The sequence below is a fragment of the Streptomyces sp. NPDC033180 genome (genome assembly GCF_055577645.1).
This window is the reverse complement of record NZ_JBVIPU010000004.1, coordinates 533,104-555,854: the sequence shown is the minus strand read 5'-3', so window position 1 is coordinate 555,854 and position 22,751 is coordinate 533,104. Positions and strand designations below refer to the sequence as shown.

At 70.4% G+C, this 22,751-nt stretch carries 16 protein-coding genes; 8 read left to right on the top strand and 8 right to left on the bottom strand.

The annotated features are described in order from the left end of the window. The first annotated feature begins 528 nt into the window (after positions 1 to 528). Positions 529 to 978, top strand: coding sequence for a PTS sugar transporter subunit IIA (locus ACZ5WE_RS16510; protein ID WP_467686270.1), 450 nt, complete (start codon positions 529 to 531; stop codon positions 976 to 978). 77 nt (positions 979 to 1,055) lie between these two features. Further along, complete coding sequence (gene ptsP, locus ACZ5WE_RS16505) at positions 1,056 to 2,726, top strand: phosphoenolpyruvate--protein phosphotransferase (RefSeq protein ID WP_467686272.1); 1,671 nt, start codon at positions 1,056 to 1,058, stop codon at positions 2,724 to 2,726. A 58-nt stretch (positions 2,727 to 2,784) separates the two neighbouring features. Here the strand turns inward: ptsP and ACZ5WE_RS16500 are convergent, their stop codons facing one another. Then, a complete protein-coding gene (locus ACZ5WE_RS16500) occupies positions 2,785 to 3,678 on the bottom strand; it encodes a hypothetical protein (RefSeq protein WP_467686274.1) in 894 nt (297 codons plus the stop codon). A gap of 76 nt (positions 3,679 to 3,754) precedes the next feature. Then, positions 3,755 to 5,737, bottom strand: coding sequence for an acetoacetate--CoA ligase (locus ACZ5WE_RS16495; RefSeq protein ID WP_467686275.1), 1,983 nt, complete (start codon positions 5,735 to 5,737; stop codon positions 3,755 to 3,757). A gap of 214 nt (positions 5,738 to 5,951) precedes the next feature. On the opposite strand from ACZ5WE_RS16495, the gene ACZ5WE_RS16490 reads away from it, so the two are divergent. Further along, positions 5,952 to 8,339: a glycoside hydrolase family 31 protein gene (locus ACZ5WE_RS16490; RefSeq protein WP_467686277.1), complete on the top strand. Its 2,388-nt coding sequence runs from the start codon at positions 5,952 to 5,954 to the stop codon at positions 8,337 to 8,339. Here the strand turns inward: ACZ5WE_RS16490 and ACZ5WE_RS16485 are convergent. Next, a complete protein-coding gene (locus tag ACZ5WE_RS16485) occupies positions 8,330 to 8,863 on the bottom strand; it encodes an NUDIX domain-containing protein (protein WP_467686279.1) in 534 nt (177 codons plus the stop codon). The genes ACZ5WE_RS16490 and ACZ5WE_RS16485 overlap by 10 nt on opposite strands. 78 nt (positions 8,864 to 8,941) lie before the next feature. Here ACZ5WE_RS16485 and ACZ5WE_RS16480 point away from each other — a divergent pair, with 78 nt between their 5' ends. The 5 genes from ACZ5WE_RS16480 to glpK all read left to right on the top strand — a co-directional run bounded on the left by ACZ5WE_RS16480 (position 8,942) and on the right by glpK (position 14,175). Next, positions 8,942 to 9,748 (top strand): M15 family metallopeptidase, encoded by an 807-nt coding sequence (locus tag ACZ5WE_RS16480; RefSeq protein WP_467686281.1) that lies wholly within the window; start codon positions 8,942 to 8,944, stop codon positions 9,746 to 9,748. Positions 9,749 to 9,850: 102 nt separating this feature from the next. Further along, positions 9,851 to 10,303 (top strand): Zn-ribbon domain-containing OB-fold protein, encoded by a 453-nt coding sequence (locus ACZ5WE_RS16475; protein WP_467687088.1) that lies wholly within the window; start codon positions 9,851 to 9,853, stop codon positions 10,301 to 10,303. Continuing rightward, entirely contained in the window at positions 10,300 to 11,490 is a 1,191-nt protein-coding gene (locus ACZ5WE_RS16470; RefSeq protein WP_467686283.1) for a lipid-transfer protein, read from the top strand. The genes ACZ5WE_RS16475 and ACZ5WE_RS16470 overlap by 4 nt, the downstream gene beginning before the upstream one ends. A gap of 394 nt (positions 11,491 to 11,884) precedes the next feature. After that, positions 11,885 to 12,640, top strand: coding sequence for an MIP/aquaporin family protein (locus ACZ5WE_RS16465; protein ID WP_467686285.1), 756 nt, complete (start codon positions 11,885 to 11,887; stop codon positions 12,638 to 12,640). 14 nt (positions 12,641 to 12,654) lie between these two features. Next, the gene (gene glpK / locus ACZ5WE_RS16460; protein WP_467686287.1) at positions 12,655 to 14,175 is read left to right on the top strand and encodes a glycerol kinase GlpK; all 1,521 of its coding nucleotides are present in this window, start codon (positions 12,655 to 12,657) and stop codon (positions 14,173 to 14,175) included. Between the two features lie 84 nt (positions 14,176 to 14,259). On the opposite strand, the gene ACZ5WE_RS16455 is transcribed toward glpK, so the two are convergent. From ACZ5WE_RS16455 to ACZ5WE_RS16435, 5 genes are read right to left on the bottom strand one after another with little or no spacing between them, the layout of a single operon-like run. Further along, positions 14,260 to 14,865: a GTP-binding protein gene (locus ACZ5WE_RS16455; protein WP_467686288.1), complete on the bottom strand. Its 606-nt coding sequence runs from the start codon at positions 14,863 to 14,865 to the stop codon at positions 14,260 to 14,262. Beyond that, positions 14,846 to 18,511, bottom strand: coding sequence for a hydantoinase B/oxoprolinase family protein (locus ACZ5WE_RS16450; RefSeq protein WP_467686290.1), 3,666 nt, complete (start codon positions 18,509 to 18,511; stop codon positions 14,846 to 14,848). Before ACZ5WE_RS16450 ends, ACZ5WE_RS16455 begins: the two co-directional genes overlap by 20 nt. 24 nt (positions 18,512 to 18,535) lie before the next feature. Continuing rightward, a complete protein-coding gene (locus tag ACZ5WE_RS16445; RefSeq protein WP_190084953.1) occupies positions 18,536 to 18,940 on the bottom strand; it encodes a DUF742 domain-containing protein in 405 nt (134 codons plus the stop codon). Positions 18,941 to 18,949: 9 nt separating this feature from the next. Next, the gene (locus tag ACZ5WE_RS16440) at positions 18,950 to 19,390 is read right to left on the bottom strand and encodes a roadblock/LC7 domain-containing protein (protein WP_363211111.1); all 441 of its coding nucleotides are present in this window, start codon (positions 19,388 to 19,390) and stop codon (positions 18,950 to 18,952) included. Beyond that, entirely contained in the window at positions 19,387 to 22,359 is a 2,973-nt protein-coding gene (locus ACZ5WE_RS16435; protein ID WP_467686292.1) for a sensor histidine kinase, read from the bottom strand. The genes ACZ5WE_RS16440 and ACZ5WE_RS16435 overlap by 4 nt, the downstream gene beginning before the upstream one ends. Between the last annotated feature and the right edge of the window lie 392 nt (positions 22,360 to 22,751).

The following is a 22,751-nucleotide window of genomic DNA, read 5'->3' as shown; positions in this document are numbered from 1 at the left end:
ACTTTTGGCACGCTGTTGAGTTCTCAAGGAACGGACGCTTCCTTTGTACTCACCCTCTCGGGCTTTCCTCCGGGCGCTTCCCTTCGGTGTTTCTTTTTGTTCTTCGTTCTCGCGTTTCCGACTCTATCAGACTCTTTCGTGTCCGATTCCCTCGGCGCCTTTCCGGTTCCCGCTCCGGCCTTTCGGCTTTCGCGTTTCCCTTTCCGGCGGTTCCAAACTCTATCAGGACTTTCTCGGCTCCCTGACCACTCGTCTGCGAGCACGCAGAACCGGACCCAGGGATTAGGATCTGACTTGATAGATGCCGCCGAGTCCGGACGCTTGACCGCGTCGCTCGCCTCAGGCAGGACTACGACTGTACATCGGCCGTTGGGGCGGGCGCAAATCGTTTGTGCAGTGCCCCTACTCAGTCATCCGGGACCTCTCGCGCGGAACCGGGACTTTTTATGACTTACGCTTCTGAACAGTGCGTCGTCCAGGACAGGTAGTGACGGCGGCTACGTATCTCCACCCCCTGGGAGGCTTGCCATGACCAGCGTGACGTCCCCGCTTGCCGGACGCGCCATTGGGCTCTCTGCTGTACCGGACCCCGTGTTCTCCGGCGCGATGGTCGGGCCCGGCACGGCCATCGACCCCGCGCGCGAGCCCTCCGAGGCTGTCGCCCCCGTCGACGGCATCGTCGTCTCGCTTCATCCTCATGCCTTCGTCGTCGTGGACGACCAGGGTCACGGCGTCCTTACACACTTGGGTATCGACACCGTCCAGCTCAACGGCGAGGGCTTCGAGCTGCTCGTGAACAAGGGTGACACCGTGCAGCGCGGTCAGTCCATCGTGCGCTGGGACCCCGCGGGCGTCGAGGCGGCGGGCAAGTCTCCGATCTGCCCGATCGTGGCACTCGAGGCCACTGCCGAGTCCCTCTCCGGCCTCGTGGAGGATGGCGACGTTAAGGCTGGGGACGCTCTCTTCAGCTGGAAGTGACGTCATCGCCGTCCCTGACGGCAGGTAGGACATCCACCGCGGCGGCTGGGCCCGTCGCTCTATTGGAGACGGGTGAAATGGAGACAACGCTGCGAGGCGTCGGCGTGAGCCACGGAGTGGCGATCGGCGAGGTTCGGCACATGGGGACGGCGGTGCTGGAACCGCCTGCCAAGCAGATTCCCGCGGAGGAAGCCGAGCGCGAACAGGGGCGCGCTCGACAGGCTGTGGAAGCTGTCGCCGCCGACCTGAATGCGCGTGGCCATCTGGCGGGTGGCGAGGCACAGCACGTGCTCGAGGCGCAGGCCATGATCGCCCAGGACCCCGAGCTCATGGCTGACGTCGACCGACGCGTCACTGTCGGCAGCTCGGCGGAGCGCGCCATCTACGACGCGTTCTCCCACTACCGCGAGCTGCTCGCGGGCGCCGGCGAGTACATGGCCGGTCGCGTCGCCGACCTCGATGACGTGCGGAATCGTATCGTCGCCCGTCTGCTGGGCGTTCCGATGCCGGGTGTGCCGGACAGTGACGAGCCCTATGTCCTGATCGCGCGTGACCTCGCGCCGGCGGACACGGCGCTGCTCGACCCCGCGCTGGTGCTCGGCTTCGTCACCGAGGAGGGCGGGCCGACCAGCCACAGCGCGATTCTCGCCCGGGCGCTCGGTGTGCCCGCGATCGTCGCTCTGCCGGGTGCGGGTGAGCTGGCCGAGGGCACGGTTGTCGCCGTGGACGGCAGCACCGGTGAGATCTTCGTCGAGCCGAGTGCGGAGAAGAGGAGTCAGCTGGAGGCCTCGGCCGCCGAGCGCAGGGCCGCGCTCGCCGCGTCGACCGGTCCCGGTGCGACGTCCGACGGGCACAAGGTGCCGTTGCTGGCCAACGTCGGCGGTCCGGCCGATGTACCGGCTGCCGTTGAGGCGGGGGCCGAGGGTGTCGGTCTCTTCCGGACCGAGTTCCTCTTCCTCGACGACAGCACCAAGGCGCCGTCGGAGGAGAAGCAGGTCGAGGCGTACCGCAAGGTGCTCGAGGCCTTTCCCGAGGGCCGTGTCGTCGTGCGTGTGCTCGACGCCGGTGCGGACAAGCCGCTCGACTTCCTGACGCCCGGCGATGAGCCGAACCCGGCGCTGGGTGTGCGCGGGCTGCGGTCGCTGCTCGAGCACCCGGATGTGCTGCGTACGCAGCTGACGGCGCTGGCCAAGGCTGTTGAGGGGCTGCCGGTCTACCTCGAGGTCATGGCGCCGATGGTCGCCGACCGTATCGACGCCAAGGCGTTCGCCGACGCGTGCCGCGAGGCGGGGCTGCAGGCCAAGTTCGGGGCCATGGTGGAGATTCCGTCGGCCGCTCTGCGGGCGCGTTCGATCCTCCAGGAGGTCGAGTTCCTGTCGCTCGGCACCAACGACCTCGCGCAGTACGCCTTCGCGGCCGACCGTCAGGTGGGCGCTGTCTCTCGGCTCCAGGACCCGTGGCAGCCCGCGCTGCTCGACCTGGTCGCGCTGTCCGCCGAGGCGGCAAGCGCCGAGGGCAAGAGCTGTGGTGTGTGTGGCGAGGCGGCATCCGACCCGCTGCTCGCGTGTGTGCTGACCGGTCTCGGCGTCACGTCGCTTTCGATGGGTGCGGCGTCCATTCCTTACGTGCGGGCGACGCTGGGCAAGTACACGCTTGCTCAGTGCGAGCGTGCTGCGTCTGCCGCGCGGGCCGCGGACAGCGCTGAGGAAGCCCGGAAGGCCGCGCAGGCGGTTCTGTCCGGCGAGTAGCCGGAACCAGGTGTGTGAGGGGCGCTCCATCCGACATGGGTGGGGCGCCCCTCGGCGTTCAGTGGCGGTGTCCCCCTCCGGGATTGTCCTCTCCGATGGTCGGTGCGGCGCAGTAGTCGACGCCTGATTCCGGGGCGACGAGGTCACCTGACACCGCGTCGGTGCAGTAGGCGTCGAAGACCTCGGCGGCGGTGAGGGGCAGCAGTCGCTCGCCGTGCAGGCGCCAGCCCTGGACGCGGTCGCGTTTCCCGTCCGCGGTGGTGCGCATCACCACGCCCGCGGCGCTGTGCGTGGCGATCCCGACCGCGAGGACCGTGGTGAACTCCAGGGCTTCGGTCTCGTCGAGTTCCGCGTTGCCCTCGGTGTCCTGTGCCGCGTGCAGTGCGGCGAGGAGTGTCTCCTGGGCGGCGGGCACGCTGCAGACGAGGTGCCGGGTGCCGGGACTTGAGGTGTCGAGCAGCTGGACGAGCAGGTCCGATGCGCGGTTGAAGGCGGCTCGGCCGATGTCCTCGCCGCAGACGGCGCAGGCGCCGAGGCGGGCCAGGAGCATCGTCGCGTACTCCCAGGTGGCCCGGCGGACCGCTTCGTCGACGAGGTCGGGGAGCAGCTCGGCCAGGGGTTGGCCGTCATACGGCACGGTGGGCCCGGTGGCGGCGAGTTCGGCGGTGAAGCGGGTGCGGCTGGCCGGGGCGTCGGGGTCCAGGCCGGCCTCGGCGCAGTACTCCGCGTACTCCTCGGGGTCGAAGAGGGCGATGGCGGTGTGGCCGCCGTCGGATGCGAGTGACCTGAGGAGGCCTTCGGCTTGCCGGAGGTAGGTCGTGTGGTCGTCGAAGGTGAAGGTTCGGTAGCGGCGCATGGCCGCGAAGTCGTCCTCGTCGGCCAGCAGGCCGATGGTGCCGGCGACTTCGCGGCGTAGTGCGCGTCGCATGGTGGTGTGCTGAGTGCGAGCCATGATTCCCCCTGCGGTACGTCGGTCAATGCTCACTCAGAGTAATTGCGAGCACTGACAACGGCCGCTGGGCCGGAGGTCAGGAGCGTTTGCGGGCCAGTTCCTCGTAGAAGCGGAGGAGGTCGAGGTTGTCCACCGAGCCGGGGTTGACCGCCTTGTCCAGGGCGGTGCCTTGGAGCAGGCGCTTGACCGGGACCTCGATGCGCTTGCCGGTGAGGGTGTGCGGGATGCCGGGGACCTCGATGACCTCGTCGGGGACGTGGCGCGGGGAGAGCTGGGCGCGGATCGTCTGCTTGATGCGGTCTCGCAGGCCGTCGTCGAGGGTGGCGCCGGGGGCGAGGTGGATGAAGAGGGGCATCCAGTAGCCGCCGTCGGGCTGTTCGACTCCGATGACGAGGGATTCGCGGATCTCCGGGAGGCGTTCGACGGCTTCGTAGATGTCGGCCGAACCCATGCGTACGCCTTGGCGGTTGAGCGTGGAGTCCGAGCGGCCGTGGATGACGACCGATCCGTGCGAGGTCACGGTGATCCAGTCGCCGTGGCGCCAGACGCCGGGATAGGTGTCGAAGTAGCTGTCGTGGTAGCGGCTGCCGTCCGGGTCGTTCCAGAAGTGGATCGGCATGGAGGGCATCGGGTTGGTGACCACGAGTTCGCCGACCTCGTCGATGACGGGCTTGCCCTGGGGGTCCCAGGCCTGCAGGTCGGTGCCGAGGCCGGGGGCCTGGAGCTCGCCGATGTGGACGGGCAGGGTCGGTACGGCTCCGGCGAAGCAGGAACAGACGTCCGTCCCGCCGCTGACCGAGGCCATCCACAGGCCGCCGGGGGTGTCCTCGAACTCGTCGTGCAGCCAGCGGAATCCGTCGGGCGGGAGCGGGGAGCCGGTGGTGGCGACGCACTGGACGGTGGAGAGGTCGAAGTCGCGGGCGGGGTGCACGCCCGCCTTGCGGCAGGCCATGACGTACGCCGCCGACGTGCCGAAGAGGGTGGCCTTGGTGCGTTCGGCGATGCGCCACTGGGCGCCGGTGTCGGGATAGCCGGGGCTGCCGTCGTACAGGACGATCGTGGTGCCGGTGAGCAGGCCGGAGACGAGGAAGTTCCACATCATCCAGCCGGTGGACGTGTACCAGAAGAAGCGGTCGTCGGGGCCCAGGTCGCAGTGCAGGCCGAGCTGCTTGAGGTGTTCGACGAGGATGCCGCCCTGGGACTGGACGATGGCCTTGGGCAGGCCGGTCGTGCCCGACGAGTAGAGCACCCACAGGGGGTGGTCGAACGGGACCGGCTCGAAGACGGGGGCCGTGTCCGAGGCAGTGAGGGCGGCCCATTCCAGGGCGCCTTCGGGGGCCTCGGTGCCGAGCAGCGGGATGTGGACGACGGCGCGCAGGGTGGGCAGTTCGCGGCGCAGCTCGGCGACGGCGTCGCGGCGGTCGTGCTCCTTGCCGCCGTATCGGTAGCCGTCGACGGTGAACAGGACGACCGGTTCGACCTGCTGGAAGCGGTCGAGGACGCTGCGTGCGCCGAAGTCCGGGGCGCAGGAGGTCCAGACGGCGCCGACCGCCGCGGTGGCCAGGAGAGCGACGACGGCCTGCGGGATGTTCGGGACGTAGCCGCTGACGCGGTCTCCGGGGCGCACGCCCAGGGTGCGCAGCTCCGCCGCCAGGGAACCGACCTGGCGGCGCAGCTCGCCCCAGGTCACGGCGGCGGGCTCATGGGTCTCGTCAACGTGGAGGAGAGCCGGGTCGCTCGTGCGCGCGGGGTCCTCGGCGGCACGCAGGGCGTGCTCGGCGTAGTTGAGCGTGGCCCCGGGAAACCATTCGGCGCCCGGCATCGAGCGGTCGCCGAGCACGCGCGCGTAGGGCGTCGAGAACCGCACGTCGAACCAGTCGGTCACCGCTTTCCAGAACGTGTCCAGTTCGTCCACGGACCAGCGGTGCAGCGCCGCGTAGCCGCCGTCGGCGGGCGCTCCGTGGCGTTCGGCGGCCCATGCCTGGAACCGGGTGATCTGCGCGGCGGCGATCCGTTCCTGGTCGGGCTGCCAGAGCGGTGAGGGGTTCGCTGAGGACATGGATCGGCTCCCGGGCTCTACGCGTCGTATGCGTGTGTGGTGCGCGCGTGCTGGTTGTGCGCGCGACACGGCTGACAGGGACGATGCCACGTGATCGATTTCGACACCAGGGTGTGCCTCACACAGTCGGCGCGGCGGCTATGTGCCGTCACCCCAGGTGAACGGCAGTTGAACGATGCACACGCGCGGCGTCTTCGGTGGCAGGGTGAGCAGCATGAACGGTCGTGACCTGGTGCGTTCGATGAAGGCGGTCAGCTTGATCGGTACGGCGCAGGGGTTGCGTGCGGTGCGGTCCTCTTGGCGTAGGCGGCGGGTGGACGCGGCCGGGCTCGCTCCCCGGGGTGTCGAGCGGGCGCGGGTGCCCGGTCCGGTGACGGGGGTGGAGCCGGGGCCCGGAGGCGGGGTGGTGCGGTTCGCCCGTTCCGAGCTGCGGGTGCGGGTGACGACGGGCGGGGCGATCTTCTGGGGCTGGGACGGTGCGGAGCCCGATCCTTCGTACGCGCTCGTCAGCGGGAGCCCCGAGGCTGACCCCCGGGCGGTCCTGGAGCCGGACAAGGAGGGCGGCTGGCGGGTGGTGTCGGAGCGGGCGACGGTGATCGTCTCGCGGCTCGGCGCCGTGGAACTGCGGACGCCCGGCGGTCTGATGCTGCGCCGTGATCTGCCGCCTCGCTGGTGGGAGTCGGGCGGTGGTGCCGTGCGCTGGCTGCAGCGCTCGCAAGTGGCGGCGGACGCGCGGTTCTTCGGCCTTGGCGGTCGCGCGCGGGGGCCCCGGCTGCGGAACGGCAGGTACCGGCTGTGGAACACCGATCCAGGGGGTTCGTTCGGACCTGGTGACGGCCCCTTGTACATCACCATGCCCGTGCAGCTCGTCGTGGCCGATGTCGGCTGTCATCTGGTGTTCCACGACAACACGTGGGACGGCACCGTGGATGTGCGCGAGGGCGAGGAGGGCGCGGGGTCGGGGCACGACAGGGCGGGTTCGTGCGAGGTCCGCATGGCCGGCGGGCCGCTGCGGTGCTGGGTGATGGTGGGCACCCCCGCGCGCGTGCTGCACACCTGGGCCTCGCTCACCGGGCAGCCCGCGCTGCCTCCCGCGTGGGCGCTCGGGCATCACCACGCGCGGTGGGGATTCGGCAGTGAGCGCGAGGTGCGGCGGATCGTCGCCGGTTACCAGGAGCGGGGGCTGCCGCTGGACGCCGTTCATCTGGACATCGATCACTACGAAGCGCATCAGGTGTTCACCGTCGACAAGGAGGCCTACCCTCACTTGCCGCAGCTGGCCGACGACCTGCTCAAGGACGGCGTGCGTCTGGTGTCGATCGTGGATCCGGCGGTGAAGGCCGAGCCGGGCAACGAGGTCTACGACAGCGGCAGGGCGGCGGACGTCTTCGTGCGGGATGCCGCGGGGCGGACGGTGCACGGGGTCGTCTGGCCGGGGCAGGCGGTGTACCCGGACTTCACGGACGAGCGGGTGCGGGCGTGGTGGGGCGGTCTCTACAAGGAGCGGCTCGCCCAGGGGTTCGCGGGTTTCTGGCACGACATGAACGAGCCGGTGTCCTTCGCCGCTTTCGGGGAGCCGACGCTGCCCCGCTCGGCACGGCACGCTCTGGAGGGCCGCGGCGGCGACCATCGCGAGGCGCACAACGTGTACGGCCTCGGTATGACGCGCGCCGGGTACGAGGGTCTTGCAGAACTGCACCCCGAGGAGCGGCCGTTCCTTTTCTCGCGCTCCGGGTGGGCGGGAATGCAGCGCTATGGAGGCACGTGGTCCGGGGATGTGGCCACGGGGTGGCCTGGTCTGCGGGCGTCGCTGTCGCTGGTCCTCGGTCTGGGACTGTGCGGTGTGCCGTACTCGGGGCCTGATGTAGGCGGGTTCGACGGCAGTCCCTCGCCCGAGCTGTATCTGCGGTGGTTCCAGCTCGGGTCGTATCTGCCGCTGTTCCGTACGCATGCCGCGCTGCGGGCCGGGCGCAGGGAGCCCTGGGAGTTCGGCCCCGAAGTCCTGGAGCACGCGCGCGTGGCGCTCGTCGAACGCCGGCGGCTGCTTCCCTACTTCGTGACGCTCGCGCATCTGGCACGGCGTACGGGCACGCCGTATGTGCGGCCCCTGTGGTGGGGCAGTCCGGAGGATCGGGCGCTGCGTGACTGCGAGGACGCTTTTCTGCTCGGGGACTGCCTGTTGGTGGCGCCGGTGTTCGAGCCGGGGGCCGTTCGACGCACGGTTCGGCTGCCTGCGGGCCGTTGGTACGACACGGCGACCGGCCAGGCGTACGAGGGGCCTGCCCGAGTGCTCCTGGAAGCTCCGTTGTCCCGGATACCGGTGCTCGCGCGAGCCGGCGCTGTGCTACCGGTGCGGGGCGCCGACGGTGCGCTCGAACTGGAGGTGTGGGCGCCGGCGCCGGGGCGTACGGGAGGCGGCCTGGTGGTCAGGGACGCGGGGGACGGCTGGGAGCAGCCGGAGATCGAGCGGTTCGCCGCGCGGTGGGTCGGAGGCCGTGTGGTGGTCGAGCGGGACGGCCGGGCCGCCGAGGGTGCCGAGGAAGCGGCGGGCGATGTCGGGCTGCGGGTGACGGTGCGGGGAAGCGAGCAGCCTCAGATGTAGCGCCCTTCGAACCAGGCGCGCACCGCCAATGTGTGCAGGGGGAAGGCGAGTTCAGCCGGGCGGTGCAGCAGGTGCCATCCTTCGGTCTCGCCCGTGGCGGCGGGGTCCGGCAGCTCGGCCGCCGGGCGCTCGGGCAGGAGGCCGAAGAGCAGTAGGTAGCCGTCGGGTGCGCTGAGCGCCTGCGCGAGGCGGACGTCACGGCTCGCCGCACGGACACCGGTCTCCTCCTCCAGCTCGCGGACCACGGCGTCCCGCCAGTCCTCCCGGTCGTCGATGAATCCTCCGGGCAGGGCCACTCCCCCGCGCGCGGGGGCGATGGTGCGGGTCACGACGACAAGGGCGGTGCCCTTGGTGTCGTACACGGGTTGCAGTGCCACCGCCACGGGCAGCGGATTGCGGTAGGCCGCCGTGCCGCAGGCGGCGCAGGTGCGGGGCCAGGCGGATTGATGGCCCCCGTACGGTGCCCCGCAGCTCGAACAGTGGGAGCCCGGGACGGGTTCGGCGCGGTGCTGGGAGGCGGACACGCCGCGGACTGTATCTCTGTCGGATACTCCGGTGACGGTCTTTCCCCGCGGGGCCGGATCCTGATAGATGCAGGGTTCATGACAGGACTCGCCCCCGCGCTGCGGAATCTCGCCGTCACCGCCACCGCTCTCGCCGCCGTGGCCGCCGCTCCCCCGACCGCCCACGCCAAGCCCGAACCCAAGGCTCCAGATGAGTTCGTGGCGTTGCGCGACGTCGACTCGACGATCATCCAGGAGATGCGCTACCGCACGCCGCACAACTTCGTGGGTGAGCCCATCGACGGCTACAAGAAGCCGATGTGCATCCTCACGGAGCCCGCGGCGAAGGCCCTGCACAAGGCCCAGCGCACGCTGCTGCGCAAGGGCTACTCCCTGAAGGTGTACGACTGCTACCGGCCGCAGCGGGCGGTCGACCAGTTCGTGCGCTGGGCCGAGGACCTCGGCGACGTACGCATGAAGGCGGAGTTCTATCCCCATGTCGACAAGTCGCGGTTGTTCGAGGACGGTTACATCGCGGCGAAGTCCGGGCACAGCCGTGGCTCGACGCTCGACCTGACGGTCGTGAAGCTGCCCGCCCTGCCGACGCGTCCGTACCTCCCCGGAGAGCCCCTCACGCCCTGCTTCGGCCCCAAGGGCGAGCGTTTTCCCGACAATTCAGTGGACATGGGGACGGGGTTCGACTGCTTCGACACTCTCTCTCACACGGACGATCCCCGGATCACGGGAAAGCAGCGCGCCAACCGCGATCTGCTGCGCGGCGCACTGGCCAAGGTCGGTTTCGCCAACCTCCCCGAGGAGTGGTGGCACTTCACGTACAAGCCCGAGCTCTTCCCCGACACCTACTTCGACTTCCCCGTGGCACGCCGTTCGCTGCAGGGGAAGTAGCGAGTGCCGCGCTACTGACGGGATCCGGTTGCCCGTGGCACACTTCTGACGTCCCGTCAGATCCAGTGTCGTGGAGGAGCCTTGTCGCGTACGCGTACTCCCGTGGTCACCGGCTGGTTCGCCGGGGAGGGAGACAACTTCCGCCTTCTGGGCACGCGCTGCTCGGCCTGCGCCTGTGTCTTCTTCCCCCGCGAGGACGGCTTCTGCCGCAATCCCGGCTGCGCGGGCGGTGACCTCGACGAAGTGCCGCTCTCCCCGCGCGGGCGCGTCTGGTCGTACACGGACAGCCGCTACCGCCCGCCCGCGCCCTATGTGTCCGATCCGGAACTTCCTTGGCAGCCCTACACGTTGATCGCTGTGGAGCTGGCGGCGGAGCGAATGGTGGTGCTCGGCCAGTCGGTTCCGGGGGTCACCATCGCCGACCTGGAGGTCGGCATGGAGGTGGAGGTCGTCCCCGGCGTGCTCGACGAGGACGGCGGTGACGGCGAGGGCGGCGGGCACGAGGAAGAAGCAGCGACGACGTGGTACTGGCGGCCGGTGGGGGTGAGCGCATGACCAGCGAGGTGGCGGTGCTCGGCGCGGGCATGCATCCCTGGGGCAAATGGGGCCACAGCTTCATCGAGTACGGCACGGCGGCGGCCCGCGCGGCGCTCGCCGACGCCGGGGTGGACTGGCGCGACGTGAGTTCGATCGTCGGCGCCGACACGGTGCGCGGCGGCTACCCCGGGTATGTGGCCGGGGCGACGTTCGCGAAGGCGCTGGGCTGGCAGGGTGCGCGAGTGGCGAGCGTGTACGCCGCGTGCGCGTCCGGGGCGCAGGCCATCAACACGGCGCGTACGCAGATCCTCGCGGGCCTCGCCGATGTCGTCCTCGTGGTCGGGGCGGACGCGGCGCCCAAGGGATTCTTCCGGCCCGCCGGAGGGGAGCGGACCGACGACCCGGACTGGCTGCGGTTCCGCCTCCTCGGTGCCACCAACCCCACGTACTTCGGCCTGTACGCGCGCCGCAGGATGGCGGTGCACGGCGACACACTGGAGGACTTCGCCCAGGTGAAGGTGAAGAACGCGGCAGCGGGGGCACTCAATCCGAACGCGCGCTACCGCAAGCCCGTCACCGTCGACGAGGTGGCCGCGTCGGCCGTGGTCGCCGATCCCCTGCGGCTGCTCGACATCTGCGCGACCTCGGACGGAGCGGCCGCGCTCGTGCTCTCCAGCATGGAGTTCGCGCGGCGGCACGGCGCGACCAACCCAGTGCGCGTACGGGCCGTGTCGACGGTGACGCCGACGTACCCGACCACCGTCCTGGACCTGCCGGACATCGCGACGGACTCCGCCGCCGCCGTGGCGCCGGCCGACGGGACCTTCCGCGCCTCCATCGCGCACGCCGCGTACGAAGAAGCGGGCATCGGACCCGACGAGCTCTCCCTTGCGGAGGTCTACGACCTCTCCACCGCGCTCGAACTGCAGTGGTACGAGGATCTGGGGCTCTGCGGCGAGGGAGAGGGGGCCAAGCTGCTGCGGGAGGGGGCGACCTCTCCGGGAGGGCGCATACCGGTCAACCCCAGTGGTGGACTCGCCTCCTTCGGAGAGGCCGTCCCGGCACAGGCCATCGCCCAAGTGTGCGAGCTGACCTGGCAGTTGAGGGGCACGGCGGGGGCGCGACAGGTCATGGGGGCGCGTGCGGGGATCACCGCGAACCAAGGGCTGTTCGGGCACGGCTCTGCGGTCGTCGCGGTGCGCTGAGCGCTGTCACCGGCTCTCCTGCGCACCGGGCGGGGGAAGACCACGGGTGCCTGACGGGGGAAGGGCGCACGCCGGTCAACCGTTGCCGTCCGCGACCTTGACGCTCCATCACCACCGGTGAACACTTCCGGTGTCAGTCGGCATCGCCGCACTTCGGCTCCGCGCCACTCAGGGCCCCTGTACGCGCGAAGGTCTGCACGAACGGCCTGTTCAGCGGGTCATCCCCCTCTGGGCGATTCGACTGCGACGGCACGCTCGCCATGGAAGCCGAGCGGGGCGCGGGACACCCCTGCCTTCGGCTGAAGTCACCGGGCACGGCCAGGCAGTAGTCATGGGAACGCACCCTGCACGGGGTACCGGGGCCACCGCCCCGGGCGAGGGCCTAGGAGCCGCCATGTACTCGAACGGGGACATCTTCGTCGGTGAGATCATCGGCACCGCGATCCTGATTCTCTTCGGCGCCGGCGTGTGCGCCGCCGTCACCCTGAACCACTCGAAGGCGAAAGCCTCCGGATGGGTCGTCATCGCCTTCGGATGGGGCTTCGGCGTGCTCGCCGGCGCGTACACCGCGGGGCCTCTCTCCGGTGGTCATCTCAACCCCGCGGTCACGCTGGGCATCGCGATCGACACCGAAGAGTGGGGCAAGGTCTGGATCTATCTGCTCGGGCAGATGGTCGGCGCGATGCTCGGCGCCGTCCTCGCGTACCTCGTGTACTACGCGCAGTTCAACGCCAACGTCTCCCGGAACGTGAAGGACAAGCTGACGAGCGCGCACGAGCCGACGCCGACGCTCGGCATCTTCTCGACCATCCCGGAGATCCGTAACACGGCCGCCAACCTCGTGACGGAGATCATCGCGACCATCGCCCTGGTGCTGCCCATCCTCGCCTTCGGGCTCACCGAGGGGCTCGGCGAGTCCGGCACGCAGACGTTGATCGTGGCGTTCCTGGTGGTCGGCATCGGCCTCTCGCTCGGCGGGCCCACCGGCTACGCCATCAACCCGGCCCGCGACCTGGGCCCTCGCATCGTGCACACGTTCCTGCCGATCCCGAACAAGGGCACGTCCGACTGGAGTTACGCCTGGATCCCGGTGGCCGGGCCGCTGATCGGCGGAGCGCTCGCAGGTCTCATCTACAACGTAGCCTTCTGACGCTAGGGGTAGCCATGCCGGACAACTCCGAGAAATTCGTCGCCGCCATCGACCAGGGCACCACCTCCAGCCGCTGCATCATCTTCAACCACGCGGGCGAGATCGTCGCCGTCGACCAGCGCGAACACCGCCAGATCTTTCCGAAGCCGGGGTGGGTCGAGCACGACGCCACCGAGATCTGGTCCAAGGTGCAGGCCGTGGTCGCGGGGGCGATCGCCAAGGCCGGGCTCCGTGCCGACCAGCTCAGCGCACTCGGCATCACCAACCAGCGCGAGACGACGGTCCTTTGGGACCGCGCCACGGGCAAGCCCGTGCACAACGCGATCGTCTGGCAGGACACCCGGACGTCGGCTCTCTGCAACGAGCTGGGCGGCACGGACGGCCAGGACAGGTTCCGGGAGCAGACCGGACTGCCCCTGGCGAGCTACTTCTCCGGGCCCAAGGCCGCCTGGCTGCTCGACAACGTGCCGGGGCTCCGGGCCCGCGCCGAGCGCGGCGAGATAGCGTTCGGCACCATCGATTCCTGGCTGATCTGGAACCTCACGGGCGGCACGGACGGCGGCGTGCACGTCACGGACGTCACCAACGCCGGGCGCACCATGCTGATGAATCTGGCCACCCTCCAGTGGGATCAGTCGATCCTGGCCGCGATGAACGTTCCGGAGGCGGTCCTGCCGGAGATCAGGTCGTCGGCCGAGGTCTACGGCACCGCCGTCGGGCAGCTGGCCGGTGTGCCGGTCGCCTCCGCGCTCGGCGACCAGCAGGCGGCCATCTTCGGGCAGGCCTGCTATGACACGGGGACGGCCAAGAACACGTACGGGACCGGCAGTTTCCTGTTGCTCAACACCGGTAACCGGCCCGTCCCCTCCAAGAACGGGCTGCTCACCACCATGGGGTACAAGATCGGCTCCGAGGCGCCCGTCTACTGCCTCGAAGGGGCCATCGCGATCACCGGCGCCCTTGTGCAGTGGTTCCGCGACCAGCTCGGCATCATCCGCAGCGCCGACGAGATCGAGCCGCTGGCCGCGAGCGTGGAGGACAACGGCGGCGCGTACATCGTCCCCGCGTTCTCCGGTCTCTTCGCGCCCTACTGGCGATCCGACGCGCGCGGCGTCGTCACCGGCCTCACCCGGTACGTGACCAAGGCGCATCTGGCACGCGCCGTCCTGGAGGCGACCAGCTGGCAGACCCGGGAGGTCGTCGACGCCATGTACCAGGACTCCGGGGTGCAGCTGCGGACCCTGAAGGTGGACGGCGGCATGACCAAGAACAATCTGCTGATGCAGCACCAGGCGGACATTCTCGGGGTGCCGGTGATCCGGCCGAAGGTCTCCGAGACGACGTGCCTGGGCGCCGCGTACGCCGCGGGTCTCGCGACCGGCGTGTGGAACGACCTCGACGAGCTGAAGTCGCACTGGCAGCAGGACGTGGAGTGGACGCCGGTGATGGACGCGGAGGCCCGTGAGCGCGAGTACCACAACTGGCACAAGGCGGTGGAGCGGAGCTTCGGCTGGCACGAGGAGGGCGCGGGCTGAGCCCGGCGCCGAGCCGAGGAGGACCGCGGCCCGTACCCCGGTCGGCGGGGGTACGGGCCGTGGCTGTTTCGCGCGTTCACTCGCTCACGTGGTGGCGGGTTCCCTGGCCGCTGCGGCGGCCTCCATCGCGTGCTGGACGACTCCGATGAGTACTTCCTTGACGGACTGCCGCTCGCGCGCGTCGCACATCAGCACGGGAACGTCAGGATCGAGGTCGAGTGCCTGGCGCACGGCCTCGGCGGGGTAACGCGACGCGCCCTCGAAGCAGTTGACGCCGACGACGAAGGGTATGGAGCGGCGCTCGAAGTAGTCGACGGCCGCGAAACAGTCCTCCAGGCGGCGCGTGTCGGCGAGGACCACCGCGCCGAGCGCCCCGGTGGCCAGCTCGTCCCAGAGGAACCAGAAGCGGTCCTGGCCCGGGGTGCCGAAGACGTACAGGACGAGGTCCTCGCGGAGCGTGATGCGCCCGAAGTCCATGGCGACGGTGGTGGTGTGCTTGCCCGAGACGCCGCTGGTGTCGTCGACCGGGCGGCCCGCCTCGCTGAGCAGTTCCTCGGTGCGCAGCGGCTTGATCTCGCTGACGGCGCCGACGAGGGTCGTCTTTCCCACGCCGAAGCCGCCGGCCACCAGGATCTTCAGCGTCACCGGCTCGACGGGGGCCTTGCCGCGCTCAGAACGCTTGAAGATCATCGCTCGCTTCTCCTGGGTCGGTCGGGTCAGTGCTGTCGCTGGTTGCGGAGGTGTCGCGCGGGACGGGGCCGTATCCGCCGCCGCCTGGGGTTTCGATCACGAGTACGTCGCCGGGGCCCGCTTCCGCGAAGTCGCTGCCGTCCAGCGTCTGGACACCGCCGTCGGCGCGCTCCACGCGGCCTGTGCCGAGCGCTCCGGGGCTGCCGCCCGCCATGCCGTAGGGCGCCACCCTGCGGTGCTGCGAGAGCGTGGAGACCGTCATCGGCTCGCGGAAGCGGATGCGGCGCACGGCGCCGTCCCCGCCGCGCCACGCCCCGGTGCCGCCGCTGCCCCCGCGCACCGCGAACTCCTCGAGCAGCACGGGCAGACGCCACTCGAGCACTTCGGGGTCGGTGAGCCGGGAGTTGGTCATGTGGGTCTGGACAACGGACGCTCCGTGGAAGCCGTCGCCCGCCCCGGAGCCCGAGGCCACCGTCTCGTAGTACTGGTGGCGGTCGTTTCCGAAGGTGACGTTGTTCATCGTCCCGGAGCCCTCGGCCTGCACGCCCAGGGCTCCGTAGAGGGCGCCGGTGATCGCCTGTGAGGTCTCGACGTTCCCGGCGACGACGGCCGCCGGCGGCTCGGGGGCGAGCAGGGAGCCCGGCGGCACGATGATGCGCAGGGGCCGCAGACAGCCGTCGTTGAGCGGGATGTCCTCGGCGACCAAGGTGCGGAAGACGTACAGGACGGCGGCGTTGACCACCGCGAAGGGTGCGTTGAAGTTGGTGGGGAGCTGGGGGGACGTGCCGGTGAAGTCGATGGTCGCCGAGCGGGCTTCGCGGTCGACCGAGACGCGGACCCGGATGACGGCCCCCGAGTCGGTTGGATATGCGAACTCGCCCTCTTCCAGGGCGTCAATAACACGGCGTACCGCTTCTTCCGCGTTGTCCTGTACGTGCCTCATGTACGCCTGGACGACATCGAGCCCGAAGTTCTCGGTCATGCGGGCGACTTCGTCGACGCCCTTCTGGTTGGCGGCGATCTGGGCGCGCAGGTCGGCGAGGTTGGTGGCCGGATTGCGGGAGGGGTAGGGGGCGTCGGTGAGCAGGCTCAGGGTCTCGTCCTCGCGGAACCGACCACCCTCCACCAGGAGCCAGTTGTCGAAGAGGATGCCCTCCTCCTCGATCGTGCGGCTGTTCGCCGGCATGGAGCCGGGGGCGATACCGCCGATCTCCGCGTGGTGCCCGCGGGAGGCCACGTGGAACAGGACCCGCTCCCCCGGGGTGTCGAAGACCGGCGTGATGACGGTGACGTCCGGGAGGTGGGTTCCGCCGTGGTACGGGTCGTTGACCGCGTAGGTGTCCCCGGGGCGCATGCCGCTGCCGCGACGCTGGATCACCTCCTTCACGCTGGTGCCCATCGAGCCCAGGTGCACCGGGATGTGCGGGGCGTTGGCGACGAGATTGCCGTCCGGGTCGAAGAGGGCGCAGGAGAAGTCGAGCCGCTCCTTGATGTTGACCGACTGGGCCGTGGACTCCAGGCGTGCGCCCATCTGTTCGGCGATCGACATGAAGAGGTTGTTGAAGACCTCCAGGAGGACGGGGTCGGCCTCGGTGCTCGCTGCGGAACCCTCGGGCACCGCCACGCGTTCCATGACCAGGTGTCCCTCGCGTGTCATGGCCGCCTGCCAGCCGTCGTCCACGACCGTCGTGGAGCTGGCCTCGGTGATGATCGCGGGTCCGTCGACCCTCTCGCCGGGCGGCAGTTCCTCGCGGCGGTGCAGGGGCACGTCGCGCCAGGCGCCGCCGGTGTGCAGGCTGACGGTCTCCGGAGTGCCTTGGTGCGTGTCACCGGCGAGCACGGAGAGGTCGGGCTGCTCGGTCAGGCCGGTGGCCTCCACGGAGAGTGCCTCGACGACGACGGGGCGGTCCAGGGCGAAGGAGTAGGTGGTGCGGTGGCGTTCCTCGAAGACGCGGATCATGCTGTCCGGCTCCGCGAGCTCCACGGTGAGCGTGGTGTCGGTGCCGTCGTAGCGCAGTTGGGCGCGGCGTGTGACGCGGATGCGGTCCTCGGGCACGTCCTCGGCGAGGAGTTCGGCGCGAGCCGCTTCCTCCAGGTCGTCGGCGGTCTTCAGGACACGGGGCATCGCGGACGGTTCGAGGCGGGCCTCCACGGACTGCTCGCGCATCGCGGTGGTGTCGGCGAGGCCGATGCCGAGCGCGGAGAGCACTCCCGCCATGGGCGGTACGAGGACGGTGCGGATGCCGAGCGAGTCGGCGACCATGCAGGCGTGCTGGCCGCCCGCGCCGCCGAACGTGGTGAGGGCGTAGCGGGTGACGTCGTGGCCCTTCTGGACCGAGATGCGCTTGACGGCGGCCGCGATGTTGGCGACCGCGATCTGCAGATAGCCCTCGGCGACCTGCTCCGGAGTGCGGTCGTCCCCGGTGTGTTCCCTGATGTCGTGGGCCAGCTCGGTGAAGCGGTCGCGCACGAGCGTCTCGTCGAGCGGCTGGTCGCCGTCGGGGCCGAACACCCGTGGGAAGTGGGTGGGTTGGATGCGTCCGAGGACGACGTTGGCGTCGGTGACCGTGAGCGGGCCACCGCCCCGGTAGCTCGCGGGGCCCGGAGCGGCGCCCGCCGAGTCGGGGCCCACGCGGTAGCGGCTGCCGTCGAAGTGCAGCACGGACCCCCCGCCCGCCGCCACGGTGTGGATGTCCAGCATCGGGGCGCGCAGCCGTACGCCCGCGATCCGCGTGGTGAAGACCCGTTCGTACTCGCCCGCGTAGTGCGACACGTCCGTGGACGTGCCGCCCATGTCGAAGCCGATGACGCGGTCGAAGCCGGCGCGCTGCGACATGCGGGCCATGCCGACGATGCCTCCGGCGGGCCCGGACAGGATCGCGTCCTTGCCGCGGAACTGGCCCGCTTCGGTGAGACCGCCGTTCGACTGCATGAACATCAGCCGTACGCCGTTGAGCTCATCGGCGACATGCTGGACGTAGCGGTGCAGGACGGGCGACAGATACGCGTCGACGACCGCCGTGTCGCCGCGCGGGACCAGCTTCATCAGCGGGCTGACCTCACTGGAGAGTGAGACCTGCGGAAAGCCCGTGCGGAGGGCCAGTTCGGCGATGGCCTGCTCGTGGGCGGGGTGCAGATGGCTGTGCATGCAGACCACCGCGACAGCCCGGATGCCGTCTTCGTAGGCCTCGCGCAGCGGCCCGGCGAGCCGCTCCAGGTCGGGCGCCCGCAGGATCTCGCCCTCGGCGGTGACCCGCTCGTCGGCCTCGATGACCCGGTCGTACAGCAGCTCGGGCAGGACGATCTCTCGGGCGAAGATGTGGGGGCGGTTCTGGTAGGCGATGCGCAGGGCGTCGCCGAAGCCGCGGGTGATCACCAGGGCGGTCGGCTCGCCCTTGCGCTCCAGGAGGGCGTTGGTGGCGACGGTGGTGCCCATGCGGACGACGTCGATGGGTACGTCCGCCATGTCGCCGGTGGCGCCGGGGGCGGCGCCAAGGAGCTCACGGATGCCCGCGACGGCCGCGTCGGCATAGCGGGAGGGGTTGTCCGACAGGAGTTTGTGCGTGAGCAGACTCCCGTCGGGACGCCGGGCGACGATGTCCGTGAAGGTGCCGCCCCTGTCGACCCAGAACTGCCAGCCAGTCACGTCTCACTCCCGCTTCCGCGCTGTTCAGAGCGCCCGGAGGCCGTTGATCACGTCGCGCAGAATACTCTCGTCCGGCAGTTCCGCAGGAGGTACGGGACGTGTCACGTGCACCAGTTCGTCGTCGACGAGATCGCCGATGAGGACACGGATCACGCCGATGGGAAGGTCCAGTTCGGCCGCCAGTTCGGCGACCGACTGAGGGCTGTCACGGCAGAGCCCGACGATGTCCACGTGCTCCGGAGACAGCGTCCTGTCCGCCTCCGGGTCACCGGCACGGGCCTCGGCGATGACGACCGCGATCAGATCGAGGCGGTGCTGGGCCGGACTGGTGGTGCGGCCGCGCGTCATGGCGTACGGCCGCACCACAGGCCCGGCGTCGTCGTCGAACCAGCGATGCGTCCCCTGTGTCCCTTGACCGTCTTCGCTCATACCCTCCCGCTACCCTCCCGTGGGCAGGTCGGTGCGCGGCGCCGTACCCAGATGCACACCCACCCTCTTGACCAGCAGCGTCATCTCGTACGCCACCAGTCCTACGTCGGAGTCCGCGTCCGCAAGGACGGCGAGGCAGCTGCCGTCGCCCGCGGCCGTGACGAACAGGAACGCGTCGTCGAGCTCGACCACCGTCTGGCGGACCCGGCCCGCCTCGAAGTGGCGTCCGACGCCCTTGGCGAGGCTGTGGAAGCCGGAGGCGACAGCGGCGAGGTGCTCGCTGTCCTCCCTGGTCAGGTCCTGCGATACGCCGGTGGGCAGGCCGTCGCCGGAGAGCACGAGCGCCTTGCGGATGCTGGCGACCCGCTGCACCAGGTCGTCGAGGAGCCAGTTCAGCTCCCTCGCCGCCCCGGGATTGGCGATGCGTGCGTCGGCCTTCGGTGCGGTCATCGACCGTCCCCCTCAGATGTCGTTCCTGGTGCTGTGCCGTCATGGGCGTCTTCGCCCGCGGCGTTCTCTTCACGGCCACGCTGCCAGCCACGCTGGAGCGAAGCCATCCGGCTGCGTACCTCGTCGGCGTCGCGCTCCTCGGGCCTGGTCGCGGCCGGGGCCGAGTCGCGCTCCGTGCGCTGCTCCGGCCCGTCCTTCAACTGTGGGGCGAGATTGGCCTGGCGGACCCGCCGGGGCAGTCCGCCGGGTGCGGTGGTGGGCGCGGGCGCCTGGGACTCCGTACGCGAGGACTCCGTACGCGCGCTCTCCGTACGCGAGGACTCCGTGCGACGGCTGCGTCGCGGGAGGTCCGGCGGGGCGTCGGCCGCGGTGACGTCGCGGTGCGGCGGGGAGAGGTCGGGCCACGCGGACTGCGGCTCCGGGCGGCGCGGCAGGTCGATGGGCTCGGCCGCGGGACGGCCACTGCCGCGGTCGCGGTCCACGGCGCCACCCTGGGGGCGCCCCAGGGGGGCCTCACGGCGCTCGGGGCGCTCCGGTGCCGCTTCGTCGTCCTCCGCCGCGCCACGGGGCCTGTTGTGCGTCACGGGGCGACCGTGGGAGGAGACCAGCTTCGGGGTCCTGCGGCGGGGCAGCCGTACGGGGTCTTCGGGGGCCGTGTCGTCCTCGGGGGTGGCGAGGCCGCTGCCACGGCCGATACCGCCGCCGTTACCGCTGCCGCGCGAGGGCAGGTCGTCGGGGTGAGTGGGCTCGCGCTCGCCCGTCTCCCGCTCCTCGCGGGCCTGTTGGTGCTGCTCGTCCCCCTGGACCCCGGCCGTGCGGCGGCGCGGGCGGAAGAGTCCGCCGCGCTCGCTGTCGGCGTCGTCGAGGTCGCCGAGCGCGCCGGGGAAGGGGTCGAGGCCCGCCATGCCGACCGGCGCCTCCAGCTCGACGGGACCGTCGAGGAGGGACGCGGGAAGGCCGGGCAGTTGCACCGGCACCTGGCCGAGCGCCGCCTGCTTGTCGCCCGCGGCGTCGCGGCCCAGGGCCTCCTTGGGCCGCGGCCTGTCGAGACGGAACCCGATGCCGTTCGTGTCCGGTACGTCGTCCGTCAGGAGCGTCTCCGGGATGAACACGACGGCTGTGGTCCCGCCGTACGGAGAGGGCTGCAAGGAGACGCGTACGCGCTGGCGCTGGGCGAGGCGGCTCACTACGAAGAGGCCGAGGCGGTCGGTGTCGGAGAGCTCGAACTCCGGTGTCTCCGCGAGGCGGAGGTTGGCGTCCAGGAGCGCGTCGGCCGCCATGCCGAGCCCCCGGTCGTGGATCTCCAGGGTGAAGCCGTTGGCGACGTGCTCTCCGAGGACCTGCACCGCGGTGTGCGGGGGCGAGAACACCGTGGCGTTCTCCAGGAGTTCGGCCATCAGGTGGGTGAGGTCGGCGACCGCGGGCCCGGTGACGGCGATGCGCGGCAGACGGCGCACCTCGATGCGTTCGTAGTCCTCGACCTCGGCGACGGCCGCGCGCACGACGTCCATGAGCTGGACGGGCTTGCGCCACTGCCGGGACGGGGCGGCGCCGGAGAGGATCACGAGACCCTCGGCGTGCCGCCGCATGCGCGTGGTGAGGTGGTCCAGGCGGAAGAGGTCGGCGAGTTCGTCCGTGTCCTCGGTCCTGCGTTCCATCGTGTCGAGCAGGGTGAGCTGCTTGTGCAGGAGCACCTGGCTGCGCCGGGCGAGATTGACGAAGACCTCGGAAACGCCGCGGCGCAGGTCGGCCTGTTTGACGGTGGCCTCGACCGCGGCGCGCTGCAGGGTGTTGAGGGCCTGGCCGACCTGCCCGACCTCGTCCTTCTCGTACGTCAGGCGCGGTGCCTCGGTCTCCACGTCGACCTGTTCGCCCGCTGCCAGGCGACGCAGCACGCCGGGCAGCCGGACGCCGGACGCCTCGTGGGCCTCCAGGCGCAGCCGGCGCAGGTCGCGGATGAGGCTGCTGCCGATGCGTACGGACATGAAGACCGAGAACAGGAGCGCGAGCAGACCGAACACACCCGCCACGACGACCCGCACGATCACGCCGACCGCCACCGGCTCGACGCGGTCCTGGAAGCGGTCGCCCGCCGCCTGGTCGCGCTCGGCGAGGTCCTTGAGCGCCTTGCCCGAAGCGGCGTCCCAGCGCGCCGAGGTGACGGCGCGCGGGGTACCGGGCGAGGACTCGACGACGGCCTTCTCGGCGGACCTCAGCTGGGTCGTCTCCGCGCCGTTCCAGTAGCGCTCGTAGCCGGCGCGCTCGTCCTCCGGCAGCTGCGCGAGGTTGACCTCGTACAGCAGCGTGCGCTGGGCCCTGAGATCGGAGACCTCCCGGATCTCGGCCTTGGTGAGCCGGCGGGCAACCAGTGCGGAACCGAGCAACGCGTCTTCGCGGGAAAGCAGCTCACGCGCCCGTGTGACGCCGACGAGTGCCCGGCCCTGCCGGTCCATCTTCACGTCGTCGAGGCCGTGCAGGGTCATCAGGAAGCCGTAGCAGGGGTCGATCAGCTTCGTGTACATCTTCAGCGCGCCCGCGCGGGTGATCGTGCCTTCCTCGACCGTGCGGCGCAGCGACTCGATGCCCTCGAAGGAGTCGAGGAGCGACGCGAGCCGGTCCGCCGACTGTCCGGTGACCTCGTCCCGCACGTCCGGGTGCTCCGCGTTGTGCACCGCCTCGGCGATCATCTCGTCGGTGGCCCTCTGGCTGCGGCGCAGCGCGGCGAGCGCGTCGGAGGCGCGGGGGTCGGCGAGATAGACGAGGGTCTGGCGGCGTTCCTGCTGGACGACCCTGGCGGTGCCCTCGATCGGGTAGCCGATCTTGTCGACGGCGTTGGAGACGTCGATGAGGTCCTTCGCCGACTGGCCGGTGAGGTAGGTGGCGAAACCCCATATCGCGGTCAGGGAAATGAGCGGCACCAGCAGCAATGCCACGATCTTCCGGCGGATGGACTTCCCGCGAAAGCGCATGGCCTCCCCCAGATCGGCCCCCTGTGGCCGCGCAATGGCCAGGGGCACACATGTGCGTCAACAAACGGCGTGAGCCTACTACTGACGCAGGAGCAACTCGAAGGCACGTCCGGACGGATTTCAGCCGTGACGCAAAAGGGACGTCATCAGTTGTCCCTCCAATTCGGGAGATTGCATCCCGCGTGTGGCACATGCCACTCGGCACAGTCCGCCTTGCCCCTGGACCCAGTTGGCCGGATCTCTTCGCTTTTCCGAACCCCCGCGGGAATCTTCCCGGCCTCTCATTCGTCTTTCAGTACGGGAGTTGGGGACAGCGGGCGCCAGAAGACCGCATGCCGTCATCAGGTGGCGTAAAGCTGCGTATACCGGGCAGCCACTGGAGAGTCGGGTTC